Origin of the sequence: Neobacillus niacini NBRC 15566, assembly GCF_001591505.1 — a bacterium.
Taxonomy (GTDB): Bacteria; Bacillota; Bacilli; order Bacillales; family Cytobacillaceae; genus Neobacillus; species Neobacillus niacini.
Genome location: NZ_BCVA01000020.1, coordinates 59,917 through 77,104, shown reverse-complemented (window position 1 = coordinate 77,104; position 17,188 = coordinate 59,917). Strand labels below are relative to the sequence as shown.

Annotated in this window: 14 protein-coding genes and 1 other annotated feature; of the genes, 3 read left to right on the top strand and 11 right to left on the bottom strand. The window is 38.8% G+C overall.

Annotated elements, in window-relative coordinates; all coding sequences use genetic code 11:
* Positions 1-9: 9 nt before the first annotated feature.
* From BANA01_RS15670 to proS, 6 genes are all read right to left on the bottom strand, one after another.
* Complete coding sequence (locus BANA01_RS15670) at positions 10-990, bottom strand: ABC transporter permease (protein ID WP_063253727.1); 981 nt, start codon at positions 988-990, stop codon at positions 10-12.
* Positions 983-1,894 carry an ABC transporter ATP-binding protein gene (locus BANA01_RS15665; protein ID WP_063253726.1) on the bottom strand — a complete coding sequence of 304 codons (912 nt, stop codon included), beginning with the start codon at positions 1,892-1,894 and terminating at the stop codon, positions 983-985. The genes BANA01_RS15670 and BANA01_RS15665 overlap by 8 nt, the downstream gene beginning before the upstream one ends.
* 13 nt (positions 1,895-1,907) lie before the next feature.
* Entirely contained in the window at positions 1,908-2,684 is a 777-nt protein-coding gene (locus BANA01_RS15660; RefSeq protein WP_235847162.1) for an SGNH/GDSL hydrolase family protein, read from the bottom strand.
* 90 nt (positions 2,685-2,774) lie between these two features.
* Entirely contained in the window at positions 2,775-4,016 is a 1,242-nt protein-coding gene (gene hmpA / locus BANA01_RS15655; protein WP_063253725.1) for an NO-inducible flavohemoprotein, read from the bottom strand.
* Between the two features lie 374 nt (positions 4,017-4,390).
* Complete coding sequence (locus BANA01_RS15650; protein ID WP_063253724.1) at positions 4,391-4,954, bottom strand: GNAT family N-acetyltransferase; 564 nt, start codon at positions 4,952-4,954, stop codon at positions 4,391-4,393.
* A 285-nt stretch (positions 4,955-5,239) separates the two neighbouring features.
* Positions 5,240-6,670: a proline--tRNA ligase gene (gene proS / locus BANA01_RS15645; RefSeq protein ID WP_218008401.1), complete on the bottom strand. Its 1,431-nt coding sequence runs from the start codon at positions 6,668-6,670 to the stop codon at positions 5,240-5,242.
* A gap of 242 nt (positions 6,671-6,912) precedes the next feature.
* Positions 6,913-7,131: a binding site (T-box leader), on the bottom strand.
* 138 nt (positions 7,132-7,269) lie between these two features.
* On the opposite strand from proS, the gene BANA01_RS29555 reads away from it, so the two are divergent.
* Together BANA01_RS29555 and BANA01_RS15640 are read left to right on the top strand one after the other, a co-directional pair.
* Complete coding sequence (locus BANA01_RS29555; RefSeq protein WP_157411805.1) at positions 7,270-7,419, top strand: hypothetical protein; 150 nt, start codon at positions 7,270-7,272, stop codon at positions 7,417-7,419.
* A 132-nt stretch (positions 7,420-7,551) separates the two neighbouring features.
* Complete coding sequence (locus BANA01_RS15640; protein WP_052106311.1) at positions 7,552-8,430, top strand: cupredoxin domain-containing protein; 879 nt, start codon at positions 7,552-7,554, stop codon at positions 8,428-8,430.
* A 41-nt stretch (positions 8,431-8,471) separates the two neighbouring features.
* Here BANA01_RS15640 and BANA01_RS15635 read toward each other — a convergent pair whose 3' ends face one another.
* The 4 genes from BANA01_RS15635 to BANA01_RS15620 all read right to left on the bottom strand — a co-directional run bounded on the left by BANA01_RS15635 (position 8,472) and on the right by BANA01_RS15620 (position 13,567).
* Positions 8,472-11,624, bottom strand: a complete 3,153-nt coding sequence (locus BANA01_RS15635; RefSeq protein WP_034673903.1) for an MMPL family transporter — start codon at positions 11,622-11,624, stop codon at positions 8,472-8,474.
* Positions 11,625-11,628: 4 nt separating this feature from the next.
* Positions 11,629-12,090 carry a MarR family winged helix-turn-helix transcriptional regulator gene (locus BANA01_RS15630; protein ID WP_034673906.1) on the bottom strand — a complete coding sequence of 154 codons (462 nt, stop codon included), beginning with the start codon at positions 12,088-12,090 and terminating at the stop codon, positions 11,629-11,631.
* Positions 12,091-12,246: 156 nt separating this feature from the next.
* Positions 12,247-12,831 carry an ATP-dependent Clp endopeptidase proteolytic subunit ClpP gene (gene clpP, locus BANA01_RS15625; RefSeq protein ID WP_034673907.1) on the bottom strand — a complete coding sequence of 195 codons (585 nt, stop codon included), beginning with the start codon at positions 12,829-12,831 and terminating at the stop codon, positions 12,247-12,249.
* 31 nt (positions 12,832-12,862) lie between these two features.
* Positions 12,863-13,567: a sigma factor-like helix-turn-helix DNA-binding protein gene (locus BANA01_RS15620; RefSeq protein WP_052106312.1), complete on the bottom strand. Its 705-nt coding sequence runs from the start codon at positions 13,565-13,567 to the stop codon at positions 12,863-12,865.
* Positions 13,568-13,792: 225 nt separating this feature from the next.
* Between BANA01_RS15620 and BANA01_RS30730 the strand changes: the two genes are divergently transcribed.
* Positions 13,793-15,259: a TerD family protein gene (locus BANA01_RS30730; RefSeq protein ID WP_034673909.1), complete on the top strand. Its 1,467-nt coding sequence runs from the start codon at positions 13,793-13,795 to the stop codon at positions 15,257-15,259.
* Between the two features lie 45 nt (positions 15,260-15,304).
* Here the strand turns inward: BANA01_RS30730 and selB are convergent, their stop codons facing one another.
* Complete coding sequence (gene selB, locus BANA01_RS15610) at positions 15,305-17,188, bottom strand: selenocysteine-specific translation elongation factor (protein ID WP_082799547.1); 1,884 nt, start codon at positions 17,186-17,188, stop codon at positions 15,305-15,307.

Here is a 17,188-nt window from a genome sequence, read left to right as displayed (position 1 = left end):
TTTACTTTATTAATAAACATCCTTTTTGGTAAACACATAAAAGGAAACAAATAATCCAGCACACCACCAGACAAGAAGGACCATCATTGAAAAGGACAGCGTCATCCCTTCTATTGGGGGTGGATTTCCATTCATGTAGTTAGTTAACTTTAAATTTACCATAAAGAAATATTTTGCTGATTCCCAGGACGAAACCATATTACTAAGAATCGCTCCTGAAATGAGTGCTGCTAACATCACACCCATACCAGCCGCTGTACTTCGAATGAGAACGGATAACATGAATGAAAGTGTTCCCACGACGATGGCCACTAGCCAAACAAGCCCAAAATCCATTAATAAAAACTGCCATTGATCGATTAATTTCACACTTGCAGTATTTAGACCTGCATCTGTAACACTAAACCCAGTCAATACCGGTGCTCCCCAGCCTTTATATCCAAACACCAACCCTGAAATACTGTAGGAAAGCAGGCCGGCAATAGCAACAATTAACGAGATGGCAAGAATAAGGGTTAAATACTTACTTAGAAGGACCTTCCACCTCTTAACTGGTCTCGTCAACAGCAGCTTAATAGAACCCTGACTGTGCTCAGAAGACACGATATCACTGGCAATGACCATAACCATTAAAGGAATAAACAATTCAATCGAATTTTCTAAAAAAATCCTCATAAACGTAGGAGCACCTGGCTCCGATGGATTTATATCGTGGTCAAGATAATATTGATTTTGTTGTAAGGCAATTTGGAGCTGTTGTTTCCATTCATCTGAAATCCGAGGGCTGCTGATACGGTTTTGCTGGTCAATAATTGTTTGTTGTATAATGGTCCGCCAATCGTCGGTTCCTAACTTTTCTTTTTGCCTTTCATTCTCTTTAAATTGTGCATAAGTGAATAACGCCACCAATATACCTATGATAATCGCTATAACCACTAATCTCTTTTTTGCAATTAGTTTCATCATTTCATTTTGGATTAGTTTATTCAATTGAGTCACCCCCGGTTAGTTCGAGGAACAAATCTTCTAACACAGGCATTTTACGATACATCTCTGTGACGGAAACGCCTGCTTCCACCAGCATTTTATTCAACTCAGCAATCTTCATTTCATCATATTCGGTTGAGACCGTACCATCATCTCTTTCTTCAATGGCTGTGAGTGAACGTAACACCTTTTTCCCCTTTTCAACAGGATGAAAACGCCAAATGATTCGTTCCCGATTGGATAACAAGTTATCGACTGAATCGGTCGTAATCACAGTTCCTCGAGAAATGATTGCCACTCGATCACATAATAACTGAATTTCACTTAAAAGGTGGCTGGAAACCAGAACGCTCAGTCCTTCCTCTTCGGCAAGAAACCGGATAAATTCACGCATTTCTCTGATTCCAGCAGGATCTAATCCATTCGTAGGTTCATCAAGGATTAATACCTTAGGTCTTCCTAAAAGCGCCTGTGCAATTCCAAGTCTCTGCCTCATCCCTAAAGAATAGGTTTTAACTTTATCATGAATTCGATCTCTTAGACCGACCAGTTCGGTGACCTCCCTGATTCGCTCTTCACCAATGCCATCAAGCATATGGGCAAAATGGAGTAAATTGTCATAACCAGACAAATACGGGTATAATTCAGGGTTTTCAACGATACAACCAAGATGCTTCATTGCTTCCTCAAAGTGACCGACAATATTAAAGCCGCCAATTTGAATACTTCCGGATGTTGGTTTAATTAATCCTACCAGCATTCGGATCGTTGTCGTTTTCCCAGCACCATTAGGACCTAAGAAACCAAATACCTCTCCTTCCTTTAACTCAAAACTTATTCCTTTAATGATTTCTTTTTTACCAATTACCTTTTTTAAATTATGTACAGATAACGTAATATTCTCCATATGGCCGGTCTCCTTACCAGGTTAGCAGTGAAGCCACTCGTTCAGCAATTAAACGGTACCCTTTTGTATTCGGATGGAACTTGTCAGTATAAAGATAATCATTTACCTTCAACTCAAAAAGATCAAATGTTGGTACAAAGACGATTTTTGGAAAAGCTGCGCTTAATTCAGCACTTTGATAATTCCAGTGCCGAACGACTGCAGACATCTCTTTCCCCCGCTCTAACTCACTAAAAGGATTATATAAACCGATGAAAAAGACATTTGCTTCACTATTACTTGCACGAATCTGTTGAAAAATAAAATTCATATTCTCCATGAATTTTTTCTCAATGTTCGCAATGTCAGCTGCTTCAAACTCCAATAACCCTTGTCCACCTCTGAACAAGTCATTGCCGCCCATTGTTACTAAAATCATATCTGCACTTTTCAGCTGCCGCTTCACTTCGGTTTGTTGAATTTGCTGCTTAAGTTGGCCGGATTCCTGACCGCTTATGCCAAGATTCGTCAGCCTGACATCCTGCTTTGATTTTTCCTTTATTTCATCTAGGAGAAAACCTACATACCCTTTTCCTGTTTCATCCCCTGTACCTCTTGTTAAGGAATCACCTATGGCGACAATATGCATGCCATCTTTTTTCTCTGCTTTCATTTCTACATTGGTTTTCTCTTGGATTTTATCAGGCTTGCCTGCATAATATTCACTTACAGCCCATCCAAGTCCAACCAGCCAGAGGAGGCAAAAAAATATTGATATCATGGTTACAGATTTTATGACGTTTTTATTCACATAGCTTCATCCTTTCTGGCTATTTCTACCTTTTATTTAATCACAATTACTGGATGAATCAAACTTTCAAGACAGAAAAAAACCGATTTCCTAAACGGAAACCGGTTCTTCCTTCACACTTTCTTCTAAACTGCCTTTTGGTCCAAAGAATTCAAAGTGAATTCTCTCTTCCGCAACGCCTAAATTCTTTAAAGAAGCATTGATTGATTTCATAAATGGTACAGGGCCACAGAAATAGAAGTCTGCATCGGAAACAGGAATATTTTTAACAAGCCAGTCTCGCGTTACATATCCTTCAACATCAAAAGATTGGTTCTTACGGTCTTCTTCTGTTGGTGAATCATAAAAGAAATAGGAATTTACATTTTCTAGAGAAGATACTGACTCCACTTCCTCTCTTAATGCATGAACATTACCATTGGCTGCAGCGTGAATGAACGTTACATTTCTCTCAGGCTGAACTTCAACCACTGTTTTTAACATACTCAACATTGGTGTTAAGCCGACACCGCCGCCTAATAATACAACAGGTGTATTTTTTTCAGTATCAAGAACAAAATCTCCCGCTGGAGCACTTACCTGTAAGATTTCTCCCTCTGTAACCGTATCATGAAGATAATTTGAAACCATTCCGTCAGGGTTCTTTGTACCTGCTTCACGTTTTACGCTAATACGGTAATAATCCTTACCAGGTGAATCTGATAAACTGTATTGACGAATATGTGTAAATTCCTCACCATCGATTTCAAGTTTAATACTGATATACTGACCAGGAAGGTATTGGGCAATTTCTTTATTGTCTGTAGGTTTTAGGTAAAAGGATGTAATTACATCACTTTCCTCAACTTTGCGGTCAACCACAAAACTACGGAAACCATCCCAGCCTCCTTTTTGATTTTCAGCTTCTTCATACATTTCTGCCTCAACACTGATAAAGGCATCCGCAATTACTCCATAAGCCTCTGCCCAGGCATTGATAATTTCATCTGTTGCAGCGTCTCCTAAAACGTCTTTAATTGCTAAAAGTAAGTGTTTATCAACAATCGGATAATGTTCTGGTTTAATGCCAAGACTTCTATGTTTATGAGCAATTTGTTTAACAACTGGAAGGATTGCTTCAAGATTATCAATATATTGAGCAGCCGCATAGACAGTCCCTGCTAGCGCTTTTTGTTGTCTGCCTTGCTTTTGGTTTGCATGATTGAAAATATTCAATAATTCCGGATGATTCCCGAACATCATTTGATAAAAACGTGTTGTAATGGCTTCTCCGTGTTTTTCTAAAACTGGTACTGTTGATTTAATGATTTCAATTGTATTACGATCTAACAAAACTATCACTCCTTATGGAGTGGTTATCACTGTTTATATAGTGATTATATGAGATATTACACTTGGAGTAAGTGATGCAAATCACACATCATGAAATTTGGTTCATTCGAACCAGAAGTTAAGATGTCGTGTCCTTAATTGAGTAACCAGCAAAAGTAAATTTAGAGGAGGTTTTCCGCTTAAATGCAAAATGGAGCTAGTTTCGGGGGATATAAACGGAGGGTTTCCGCTTAATCAAAGCGAAATCCCCTATTTTCGATTTTTCCGAGCCAATAGACGGAATCTCTCCGTCTGTTTGAGTATTTTTTATTACTAATTACGTATTTAGCGGAATTTCTCCGCTTATTTCTTACGATTAGTCAAGTGTATTTCAGTTAATTCATTATTTTTGCGAAAACGCAGGTGTCTCTAAGTTCCTTACTATCTACAGAGATACCATCATTTTTTAAGATGCCCTCAAGGGTAAAACCTAATTTTTCTGGAATTGCACGACTTTTAATATTTCGTGGATCACAACGAATCTCAACTCGTTTAGCATTAAGTTCGGTAAATGCAAACCTCATAATTGCTTCTGTCGCTTCCGTTATATATCCTCTGCCAGAAAAACGGGTATCAATCCAATAACCAATCTCAAACTTTGGTACTTCCCAATTAATTCTATGAAGACCTGATGAACCAATAAATTCACCGGTTTCCTTATTGAATAAATGTAATCTTAAATCTTCACGGGTTATAAACTTTGCAATACTGTCTCTTACATTCGCTTCTACATCTTGCTCTGTTTGATTCATATGAGCCCATGGCATCCACGGTTTTAGTTCATTCAATGACGCCTGGATTGCTTCATATACATATTTCCCATCACCTGGTAAGGGCTTGCGGATTAACAACCTTTCTGTGGTAAACTCCTCTGGAAATTCTATTAAACTTGGATTCATTTTGTCTCCCCCTTTAAAAACTTTGAATCTTCATGAAGTCCATTTTCTCTTTTCTTTTTCGACTTTGGGCTTTATAAACCCTTCATGGTGACCACTTATGCGATATTTCTTTCATTTTGGGCTTCATGGAGGGCTTATGATGACCATTTTACCGATTTCCCTTTCACTTTGGGCTTCATAAACCCTTCATGATGACCACTTTCGTGATTTTCCTTTCATTTTAGGCTTCATGAACGGCAATTAATAAAAAGACCCTTCCAAAAAGGAAGAGTCTCCACAAAAATATTAGTATGCTTTTGCCCAATAAACCATCTTGTCTGCTTCTTTTCCACAGCATACACATGTAGTAGAAACCTGCTCTTGTTCAAAAGGAATACATCTTGAAGTTGCTGTTGTTTCTTCTTTGATTTTCTCCTCACACGCAAGCTCTCCGCACCACATAGCTTTAATGAAGCCTGGTTTTGCTTCAAGCTTTTCCTTTAATTCAGGAAGTGTGGTCGCTACAGATGTTCTTTCTTCACGGTGATTCAACGCTTTATTGTATAAATTAGATTGGATTTCATCAAGTAATTCCACAAGTTTCGTTTCTAATTGATCCAATGGTACAAATACTTTTTCCAATGTATCTCTTCTAACCAATACAACCTGCTTGTTTTCAATATCTTTTGGTCCCACTTCTAAACGAACTGGAATTCCCTTCATTTCGTATTCATTGAATTTCCAGCCTGGCTTTTTATCACTTGCGTCAATATCTACGCGGGCAACATTTGAAAGAGACTTCTTCAAATCATACGCAAAATCAAGAACGCCTTCTTTATGCTGTGCGATTGGCACAATCATAACCTGAGTTGGCGCTGCTTTTGGAGGAATAACTAAACCACGGTCGTCACCATGAACCATAATCAATGCACCAATAATTCTTGTCGTAAAGCCCCATGAAGTTTGGTGTACATACTGAAGCTTCCCTTCTTTGTCCGTATATTGGATATTGAATGCTTCCGCAAAACCAGTTCCAAAGTGGTGGGATGTTCCTGACTGCAGGGCTTTACCATCGTGCATTAAGCTTTCAATGGTAAAAGTAGCTTTAGCTCCAGCAAATTTTTCTTTTTCGGTCTTCTGACCTTTAACTACAGGAATCGCAAGGATCTCTTCACAAATCGCTGCATAGACATTCAGCATTTTGATCGTTTCTTCCATCGCTTCTTCATCCGTTGCGTGTGCAGTATGACCTTCCTGCCATAAAAATTCTAATGTCCGTAAAAATGGACGGGTTGTTTTTTCCCAGCGAACTACGTTAGCCCATTGATTATAAAGCTTTGGTAAATCCCTGTAAGAATGAATGATATTGCTATAATGCTCACAGAAAAGAACTTCAGATGTTGGGCGCACGACTAAACGCTCAGCCAGCTCCTCAGAACCACCATGTGTTACCCATGCCACTTCAGGTGCAAAGCCTTCAACATGATCTTTTTCTTTTTGCAGCAAGCTTTCAGGGATAAATAATGGCATATAGACATTTTCATGTCCTGTTTCTTTAATACGTCGGTCTAATTCATTTTTAATATTGTCCCATAGGGCATATCCATAAGGGCGGATAATCATTGATCCGCGTACACTTGAATAATCAATTAAGTCTGCTTTTGTTACAACATCGGTATACCACTGGGCGAAATCCTCGTCCATACTGGTAACATCTTTTACAAATTCCTTTGCCATTTTTGACACCTCATTATTTTTTTAAAATATCGCTGTGTGCTAAACTGGACTGTTGATTTGCGCTCCAGGCACTTCGCTTTCCGCAGGCGGTTCGGGAAGCCTCCTCGACGCTAAAGCGTCTGCGGGGTCTCCCCTGTCCCGTCCTCCTGCAGGAGTCTTCGTGCCTTCCACGCAAATCAACAGGTGCCAATATTAATATTACGCTTTAACACAGGTTTGAATATAAAAAGGCCTTGGCCCCAAAAAGGGACCAAGACCTGGCGATACCACCCTAAATTCATAAAGCAAATGCTTTATACTCTCGACATGATAACGGATTTTATCCGCATGTATCTTCAAATAAGAATCCGATACAGAACTCCAAGGCAGGTTCAAATGTCTGTCTTAAGAAACCTTCCACCAATGGTTTCCTCTCTTTGTAAGACACCTTACATTTTACTAATCCTCTTCACAGTTTAAAATAGTATTCTTGAAAAAATTATATAGTTCTAACACGAAAATGTCAAATACTATTATGGAAAAATATTCTGATTACATATTACAATGCTTTATTTCTAGCCTGGATTTCGGTTACAATTAGTAGGAATGAGGTGATATTCTTGAAAAATGACGAAAAGAATGAGATTGATCAGGAAGAAGAAGAAAAACGATACTTACTTGACCTTATGAAAATGCAAAATGAAGCGTTAAAAAGAATCTATAAAAACACCATAGATAACGAGAAAATCAATAAACCCAATGGACGTTGAGAACGTCTTTTTTTATTTCCAGTGAAGTTTTCATTAAACGTTCATAAACGCCACCAAAAAGACAATCTTTATGTTTATCAATGCATTTATAATGTACATATGTTGTTTATTAACTGTTAGAGGGGATTTCAAATGTATGTATTATCGATTTTCACAATCGTTATTATGAGTGTATTGACTGGATTTTCCATTCTTCTGCTCCATCGGAAGAAAAATAAACTTGCAAGCCTTTCAGGTACGATTGTCGTAATCGTCCTGACAATGATGGGAGGATTATTAGCTGGATATATCAGCGGGATTCTTTCAGGCGAATTATTTTTCCCTGTTGGCTTAGGTACTTTAATTGGTTTTGTCCTAGGTTTTATTGCTGGCCAGCCTGTTGGGATGTTGGCGATTTTAAGCGGATCGGTTTCCGGTATTGTAAGTGGAATGATCGGTGCCCTCTTAGGTGCCATCCTTCAGTTTGATAACCCAACAATCATGCTTGGGATATTACTAGGCTTGTATGTTATTATTCTTGGTCTAGTTATTTTATTTATCATTGTTGATACAAACGGTAAGCTATCACTGGATACACAAGGAATTTCACCATTTAATATTTTTTCAGCTGGACTGGTTCTGATTGCCTTATTTTTATTTTTATACAGTAGTGATCTAGTCAAAATTCCTGGTGAAGCCGAAGCAGCTCAAACACAGGAGACAAATACTCCTCCAGCAAAAACAGAACTTGATATTACGGGTGAAACTAATCCTAAAATAGACATGATGGTAACACCGACTGGCTATTCTCCCAATGTGATTAGAGTAAAAAAAGGTGTACAAGTGGAGTTAAACATTACAAATCCGGGTGACAATAGCTGTTTTTCAACCTTTATGATGCCAGATTTCGATTTAAACAATATTAATCTAAAGGCAGGTACAACAAATTTAACCTTTACCCCTGACAAAGAAGGAGAATATACCTTTACATGTGGAATGAATATGTTTAAAGGGACAGTTATAGTGGAGTAGAGCAAGAAAGCACGCTGAGAATTTCTCAGCGTGCTTCTTTTTTACAAATGTGTTGAATGATCATGTACAACGGTATCGGTATTCTTTTTAAACGGCCAATAGTTTGCCTCGCCAAAGGTTTTGACCATGACGGGAACAAACAACGGTAAAATTACAAGAGCATAGAGTGAAAGTCCGATTAATAGAATGGCCGCAATTTGTAGTAAAGATAAAACACCAGCTGGCATCATCGCAGCAAAAGTACCGCCCAAAATGACAGCCGCCGAGATAATAACCGTCCCCATTTTCTTCATCGAGATGAGAATCGCTTGTTCTACCGGCATATGTTTAAATTCATTAAATCGGTCCATTAAGAAAATACTGTAATCAATTCCGAGTGCAATTAATATGACAAACGCGAAGAACGGAACAGCCCAGCTAATTCCTGAATAACCTAAGATATTTACAAATAATACCTCAGCAAGTGCCATAGAAGTAAAATACGTTAAAATTAATGAACCTATCAAATATAAAGGCATAATGATGGAACGGAACAGAATGATTAGAATAATCGTAATCCCAATTAACATAAGCACTACTGTTCGAGAATAGTCAGCTTGCGAAATATTATCTAGATCATGATGCATACTAGATACACCGCCGACTGCTATTTCTGCGTTTTCAAGCTTCGTGTCCTTGACAATGCGTTCCACTGTATCTTTAATTTCAGGAACCGTCTGAAGAGCTTCATTCGAATATGGGTTCATATTAAAGACCACATCAATCGTCATTACTTTACGATCCTTTGACATATAGGTGTCTAAGACTTGCTCAAAGTCTTCACCATCAAGGACCTCTTGTGGAATAAAGAAACCATTTTGCTTTTGTTCCGATACTCCAGCTAGATACTCCTGTGCAGACTCCAAACCATCAGAGACTTGATTTAAGCCATCCGCGCTTTGTGTTAACCCATCTGAAAGCTGAGTAATTTGACCGCTCATATCCTTAAAGCCTGTTAATATCTGCTGCTGACCACTATTTAATCCATTTAGACCATTTGAAAATTGAGGCAGGCTATCCACAATTTGTCCTTGGCCATTTCCCATTGTGTAAAGTCCTGATTCAATCTCTGTTAAACCTTTTAAGAGATCTTCCATTCCCTTCACAAGTGCTTCCTGACCTGCAATGGCTTCTGAAAAATTACTATTTGCAAAGCTAATTCCTTCCTGAGCCCCTTTTAATCCTGCATTCAATTGATTCAAGCTGCCTGCTAATTCTGCAGTTGCTACCTGAGAACCCTGAATGGTCATTTTGATAGCTTGATAGTTTTGATTTTGCCCAATATCACTATATTCATTTTCTAAATTCGTAAAATATTGATTGGTTGCCACTAAGGACGCATTTAGATCACTTAAGCCCTTTTCAACTAATTTATAGTTTCCTTCAAGTGCATTTAACCCTTGGGCCGCCTGTTTGTAACCCTCGAGCAGCTGTTTACTGCCCGCCAAAACTTCGGCAGATTTAGTCTTGATTACCGCTAGACCTTCTTTTACTTGGGTCGTACCAGCAGCACCTTGTCTTAATCCATCTTCAATTTTTGCAAGGTTTTCTTGAATGGTTCCCATGCCTGTTTGGAGCTGAGATGTTCCGGCAATCAATTGACCGATTCCATCAGCTGCCTCTTCCATTTTAGGCTGATTAGCAGCGAGCTGGCTGCCTGCATCGGCAAGACCATTGCTAATCTGTTCAATTCCATCATTTCCTTGACCAAGACCATCCTCAAGACCTTTTACCTGCTCTGAAATATATAAATCGTCAATGGTTTCACCTGTAGGGCGAGTAACGGAACGGACTGTGTCAACACCGCTAATTTTATTTAGCTCTTGGCTGATTTTTTCCGTCAGAGCAATGTACTCAGACGTGTTCAGCTCATCATCATTTTTAAAAACAATTTGTGTTGGCATAGATTCACCAGGTCCGAATCCATCAGCAATAATATTAAATCCTTGGATTGAATTGAACTCATCACCAATTTCCTCTAAAGAGTTAAACGACAAATCTCCATCATACGTAAATAATGCCGGAACTGAAATGGCTGCTACCATGAGTAGCGCGATTAAAGGACGTGCTAACGCAAAGCCGCCAACAAAGCCCCAAAATTTACTTTCACCATGTTCAAGCTTACCTTTTGATGGCCAGAATAATTTCTTGCCTAATACAGCCATAAAGAACGGAACAATCGTAAAAAGGCCGATTAATAATAAGGCTACTCCAATCGCTACAGCAGCTGCTGATTGATAAAGAACAAAGGTAGAAAAACCAATAGATGCAAAACCAATCATAACGGCTAATCCGCTAAAAAACACCGTTTTACCTGCATTTCGATACGTAATAACAATTGCTTCTACTACACTATCATTCTTAGACATTTCCTCTTTAAAACGACTAAGCAGCAATATACAATAATCAGTCCCAATACCAAACAATACAGCCACTAAGAATATCTGCGTGAACGTTGATAATGGGAAATTCACTTTATCTACTAATATCGCAACGATGGATTGGGAAGCTAAATAGCTGAATCCAACTGTTACTAATGGAATAATTGGAGCGATTGCTGATTTAAATACAAGCAAAAGAACAATTAAAATAAAAACAACCGTAATCCCTTCGGTCTTCTTAAGACCTTCTTGTGAGTTGGTTACAAGGTCCTCAGAAATCAGCCAGTTTCCTGTATAATAATGGTCTAATTTCACATTATCCAATGCTTTATACAAGGCATTTGTGATTTCTTTTGCTTCACGGTCATTTACTGCTACATTTAAGGAAACAAGAATGGTTTTACCGTCCTTCGATACAAGCTGTTCTTTCAATTCTTCTTGATTGAAATGAGTCAGGATTGAAGTTATACCTAAATCACTCTTCTCTTTTTCCAGTTGATTAATCGCCTTTTCTGCCTTGGAAAAGTCTTCTTCCGTCAACTTTTTGTCACTATGGAAGACCAATGCTGTTTGTAATTCATTTCCGCTATTTTCACTTGACTGGACATCGTTTAAAATTTCCTCGGCCAAAGTAGAAGAATAGCCTTTCGGAACGCTGATTTGTCCTTTGTCCCGGACAAGCTGTTCCATATTTGGTGCAGACAAAAAGAGAACTGCGATGACTGCAATCCATGCCAGGAGGACAAACCATTTTCCTTTTATAATCGCTCTCACGTTTTTACTCCCCCATTTCTTCCTTTTTCATGTTGGTTAATATCAGGGCTAATTTCTCATACGTATTAATAAAATTAGTGATTTCCGTTTCATCAAATTGGGTAATCAATGACTCTACCAAAAGGTGCACCTTTTCCTGAGTTTTTCGACTCATCTCTTTTCCTTTTTCACTTAAGGTAAGATATACTACTCTTCGATCGTTTTCATCTCGTGTTCTTTCAATTACACCTCTGTCCGCTAATCGATTAATGATAGCGGTAATCGCACTTTTATTGACCTCAAAGGCCTCTGCCAGTTCAGAGGACGTACACTCAGTAGAATTCTGAATGTATCTAATAATGTAGTGCTGATCAATCGTAATATCTTCTTCAATCTGACTTTTGATTAAGGACTCAGCCTTCTTATTGACTTCAAAAGAAACGGACACATAGCGGTCGATTAATTCTTGAATGATTTTTTTATCCATCGTCCATTTCTCACCTCACTTCTACTTTAAAAATAATAGTTAAACTGTTAAACTATTCACCTGTTTAACTATATGGTATGTTATAAATGGTGTCAATAAAAAAAAGGCTAGCAATTGCTAACCTTTTTCTTGTTATTTTTGCAAATTATTTTTGTATTATACCTTTGGGTATAATATCTCATCGATTATTCCATATTCTTTGGCTTCTTCTGCACTCATAAAGTAGTCGCGGTCGGTATCTTTTGCGACTTTTTCAACACTTTGACCGGTTCTTTCGGCAATAATTTGATTGATATGTTCCCGCAATTTTAAGATTCGTTTTGCTGAGATTTCTATTTCTGTAGCCTGACCCCTGACGCCACCCAGAGGCTGATGGATCATGATTTCACTATTTGGCAATGCATATCGCTTTCCCTTCGTCCCAGCTAGCAGCAGCATGGCACCAAACGACGCTGCCATTCCCGTACATATGGTTCTGACGTCAGGCTTAATGTATTGCATCGTATCAAAAATGGCAAACCCCGCTGAGGTAGAACCGCCTGGACTGTTAATATAGAGAGAGATTTCTTTATCAGGTGCGTCCGCTGCTAAAAATAATAATTGAGCTACAACGCTATTCGCGGTATGATCATTAATTTCTTCACCAATTATAATGATTCGGTCCTTTAATAGCCGAGAATATATATCATAAGAGCGTTCACCGCGGTTGGACTGTTCAATTACATATGGAATCGTACTCATTTCTAAATCCTCCTTAAAAGCAAGTAATTGGCTATGCAGCCATACAGAGAGTGCTTAAAGGAGCTGAAGATTTGAATGGGATTGGTTTTCTGGAAACTGCCTTAGGAACATCAATCAACCTGATTACGGACGGTATGGCTTCAATTAGGACAGTTGGGTCTTGGTTGACGAGTGAATCATGAAAAAGATCCCTGAGCTGTTCTCGTTCCTCCTCTTCCCAAAACGAATCTAAGGAAAAAGGTTCCCGTTCATTTCCGATTCGTTTCTTAGCCCTGTTAAGACTCGCCTTTACTGCCATTTCGGTCGTATTTAATATTTCTGCAATTTCCTTCGATTGATATTGAAACGCTTCTTTTAAAAGAAAAATGATTGCCTGCCGTGGAGTAAAAGTATCCAGTAACAAATCCACTGAAGCAATCGTATCCCCCGCTGAAAAATAGTTCTCCTCACGCATTTGTTCATGAATGAATGGTTCGTTCTTTCTTTTACGAAGTGTATCCATCCAATGATTGTGTGCTATTTTATTTAATAACGCCGGAGTGATTCTCTCTTGGCTGTAATAGGATATTGCCTTTACCAACGCCTCTTGTGCTAAATCGTCTCCATCCCATTTACTCTGGGTAAGAAAATGACAATACTTCTGCAGTTTAAAATAATATTCATTCCAAGTGGAATCCTCAGACCCTTCATCATGCTGCACAGCCTCTAAGGTGCACAGGCTAAGTTTGTTTGACATTATTTTCACTCCCTTAACACTCTCTACACTATAAACGTTTAGGTGGAATAAAAAGATACGGGTATAAAAACTTTTCTTATTTACTACTATATACATTTTTGAAACTTTTTCGCCAAGTTAACGTAAATGTAAGCAGTAGGAAATATATCAGTGAAGAATTCGTTCTTCTACAATGGTTGCTTTATAATAAAATAAAAATAGTAAACACGATTAGGAGTGAAATACGTGGGAGTTACACTTAGTAAAGGACAAAAAGTTGATTTAACAAAGTCACATCCTGGTCTGCAGAATGTTGTCGTTGGCTTAGGATGGGATATTGCACATAATGGGTCTAACTTTGATTTAGATGCTTCCACCTTTTTATTAGGAGCGTCTGGAAAGGTTCAAAGCGACCAGGATTTTATTTTTTATAATAATCCATCTGGAGGCAATGGCTCAATAAATTACAGTGGGGACAACCGCAGTGGAGCTGGCGAACGTGATGACGAACAAATCCGCATCGATTTGCAAAGAGTGCCAAGCCACATCCACCGAATTGCATTCACGATTACGATTCATGACGCACAAATGAAGCACCAGAATTTTGGACAAATCTCTAATTCATACGTGCGCATTTACAATGAACAAACGAATGAAGAGCTGCTTCGTTTTAACCTAGGCAGAGACTTTACTGTTGAAACCGCGATTGTTGCAGCAGAACTTTACCGCCATAACGGAGAATGGAAATTTAATGCGATAGCCAGTGGTTTTCAAGGTGGACTAGCTGCTTTATGCGGCAATTTCGGTGTAAGTGTGGATGATCCGGCACCGGCAAACACACCGCCTGTTCAACAAAATTTATTTAACAACCATCAAAATCAGTTTAACAATCAGAACCAATATAGCAGCCAAAATCAATATAATAATCAACCATCCTATAATCAAAATTCATACAGCTCTAACCCATACCAACAAAATCAACAGCAGCAGAGTATCCATTTACAACCGGAATCATCCTATTCTCAGCCAGCTTTTGGATATCCAACCCAAACCTCACATGGAAGCACCAATCGTACATATGGAGATGATATTCATTGTCCACGCTGTAGTTCATCTAATATTCGTACTGGACAAAAGGGATTTGGTTTGGGTAAAGCAGCGATTGGCGGTTTAATTCTTGGGCCAGTCGGTTTGCTTGGAGGATTTATTGGGAAAAATCAGTTGAAATTCACATGTAATAGCTGTGGCAACTCATGGTCCCCAAACCAAACGGACTACGCGGAATGGGCGAATCAATCCAAGAGAAAAGCACAAGAATTGTTTAATCGTTACAAGAGTCAGGACGTATTAGAAGCGGTCGTAGCCGCTTGTGCATTAGTTTCGATGGCAGACGGTTACTTGGATGCTATGGAAAGACAAAAAATGGTGGAATTTATTCATTCCAGCGAAGAATTACGCGTATTTGACAGTAATAAAGTGCTTCAACGATTTAATTACTTTGTGTCCCGTATTGAAGCCGATCGTATGATTGGAAGAGCTGAAGCCTTCCGTGCACTTGGAAAAATAAGAACGAAGCCTGAAATTGCCCGTTTAGTGGCTCGTTACTGTATTGCTATTGGTTATGCAGATGGCAACTTTGACCACAATGAAATGCAAATGGTCAGCGATATTTGCCGTGAGCTTGGTTTGAATCCTGGTGAGTTTCTATCATAAAAATAAAAACCTCAATCGGTTAATTTGGATTGAGGTTTTTATTGCTTATTTTTGCCAAACTCGTTTATTCTCAACTCGTTTTGTCAGACCCTTGGAATCTAACTTTTCTAAAAATGGAATCATATATTTTCGTGAAAGGTCTAAAATTTCTTTCGCATTGCCTACTTCAAACTCCTCACCTGTCCCACCTTGGAGTTTTTCGACCGCCTCTTTAAAGACAACACCATGATAAGCGAATTGCTCATCCAAATGAACCACCAATTCTTGCTCCTCCAGAAAACGTCTCAAATCAGCCTCCAGCGTGTCAGGAATACCGGATTCTGAAAAATAATCCTTATAATAGCGAACCTTTAGCCCGTCTTTCTTTAATTCACTCAGCATGTTATCCGCACGCTTTTGCCAGCTTTTTGGTACATGTGGAACAAAGCCTGATAAGGAAACAAACTGCTCTTTTCGTCTAAACGTGCCATTGGCAATCCCGTTTTCAACTACATAATCCAGCAGCGATTTTGAGAATTTTTTTTGCATAGATTGCAAAAGCTCTGCCTTATTTAAACCTAGTTTCATCGAATGCGTTTGATGGAATTCTTGCAGGCGATCATAGATGTCTTCCTCGATGGAATTAATCAACATTCTAAGTGTATACTCTTTCGCGTTGTAGAAAACAAAATGATCATCTGCTAGAAACTCATTCAAGGTTTCTTCATCCAGTGCAGTGCGTTTTATTAATTCACCGATATTTAAGCTTTTTGCTTCAAATATTGCTGCAGTAATCCGTTCCTTCGGTGAACCTACTTTTTTCTTTTCCAATTCTTCAATCGTTTGGTTACCAAATCGATATTTATTTCCTCTAGGATCTATGACCCAGCCGCCGCCGATCGTTTCTTGAGGGCTTGGACGTCGTAAAATAAAGCGATCGCCCCGCTTCGTAAGAATTTCTTCCTCTAAACGCAGCTGACATAATATTTCACCATTTTCTTCTTTAAGCTCATTTCTGTCAAAAAAGACGATACGTCCCATTACCTCGGTTGTCCCAATATGGAGTTTAATCGGCATCCTTTGTTTAACCAAATGTTCAAGATCCTCCACTACACGTATCGCAACATCCACTGTTTTCGTCACAATAAAATGCTCGGATGAAACCAAAACATCACCGCGTTCTAAATCCTCTTTCGAAACCCCTGAAAGATTAATGGCGGTACGCTGCCCGGCATAGGCTTTTTGCGCTTGCTTGTGATGAACCTGAATTTGCCTTGCTTTTACTTCTAGACCTCGTGGCATGATCTTAAGTGTTTGTCCCTCTTCTACCGTACCTTCATAGACAGTTCCGCGAACAACAGTCCCCTGCCCCTTTACGGTAAACACCTGATCAATCGGCAGACGGAAGGCCCCTTTTGCATCTCTCATTTCTTGCTCTTTTAATGTTGTAATGATTAAATCTTTTAATTCCTCAATACCCTTTCTCGAGAGGCTGTCCACTAACACAAACGGGGCTCCCTCAAAGACCGTACCTGTTAGTTCTTCTAAAATATCATCTTTCACAAGCTCAATAAATTCTTCATCGACCCGGTCAATTTTTGAAATCGCAATCATCCCGTTTTTCACACCTAAGAATTTTAAAATATCTAGATGTTCTCGTGTTTGCGGCATTACACCTTCATCTGCTGCAACAACCAATACAACTAAATCAATTCCAGCAACCCCTGCGATCATTTGTCGAATAAAGCGCTCATGGCCTGGAACGTCAATCACCGAAATTTGAATTTCAGGATCCTCATATAATGGTGCAAATCCTAGTTCGATCGAGATTTGCCGTTCCTTTTCTTCTTTTAATCGATCTGTATCCACATTGGTCAAGGCTTTTGTTAATGAAGTTTTACCATGATCAATATGCCCTGCCATGCCAATTGTAAAATATCGTTTATCCAA

Coding starts and splice junctions, on each gene's coding strand:
- BANA01_RS15665 (WP_063253726.1), bottom strand. CDS start 1,894: ATGGAGAATATTACGTTATCTGTACATAATTTAAAAAAGGTAATTGGT.
- BANA01_RS15650 (WP_063253724.1), bottom strand. CDS start 4,954: ATGAATCCAAGTTTAATAGAATTTCCAGAGGAGTTTACCACAGAAAGG.
- proS (WP_218008401.1), bottom strand. CDS start 6,670: ATGGCAAAGGAATTTGTAAAAGATGTTACCAGTATGGACGAGGATTTC.
- BANA01_RS15640 (WP_052106311.1), top strand. CDS start 7,552: ATGTATGTATTATCGATTTTCACAATCGTTATTATGAGTGTATTGACT.
- BANA01_RS15630 (WP_034673906.1), bottom strand. CDS start 12,090: ATGGATAAAAAAATCATTCAAGAATTAATCGACCGCTATGTGTCCGTT.
- clpP (WP_034673907.1), bottom strand. CDS start 12,831: ATGAGTACGATTCCATATGTAATTGAACAGTCCAACCGCGGTGAACGC.
- BANA01_RS15620 (WP_052106312.1), bottom strand. CDS start 13,567: ATGTCAAACAAACTTAGCCTGTGCACCTTAGAGGCTGTGCAGCATGAT.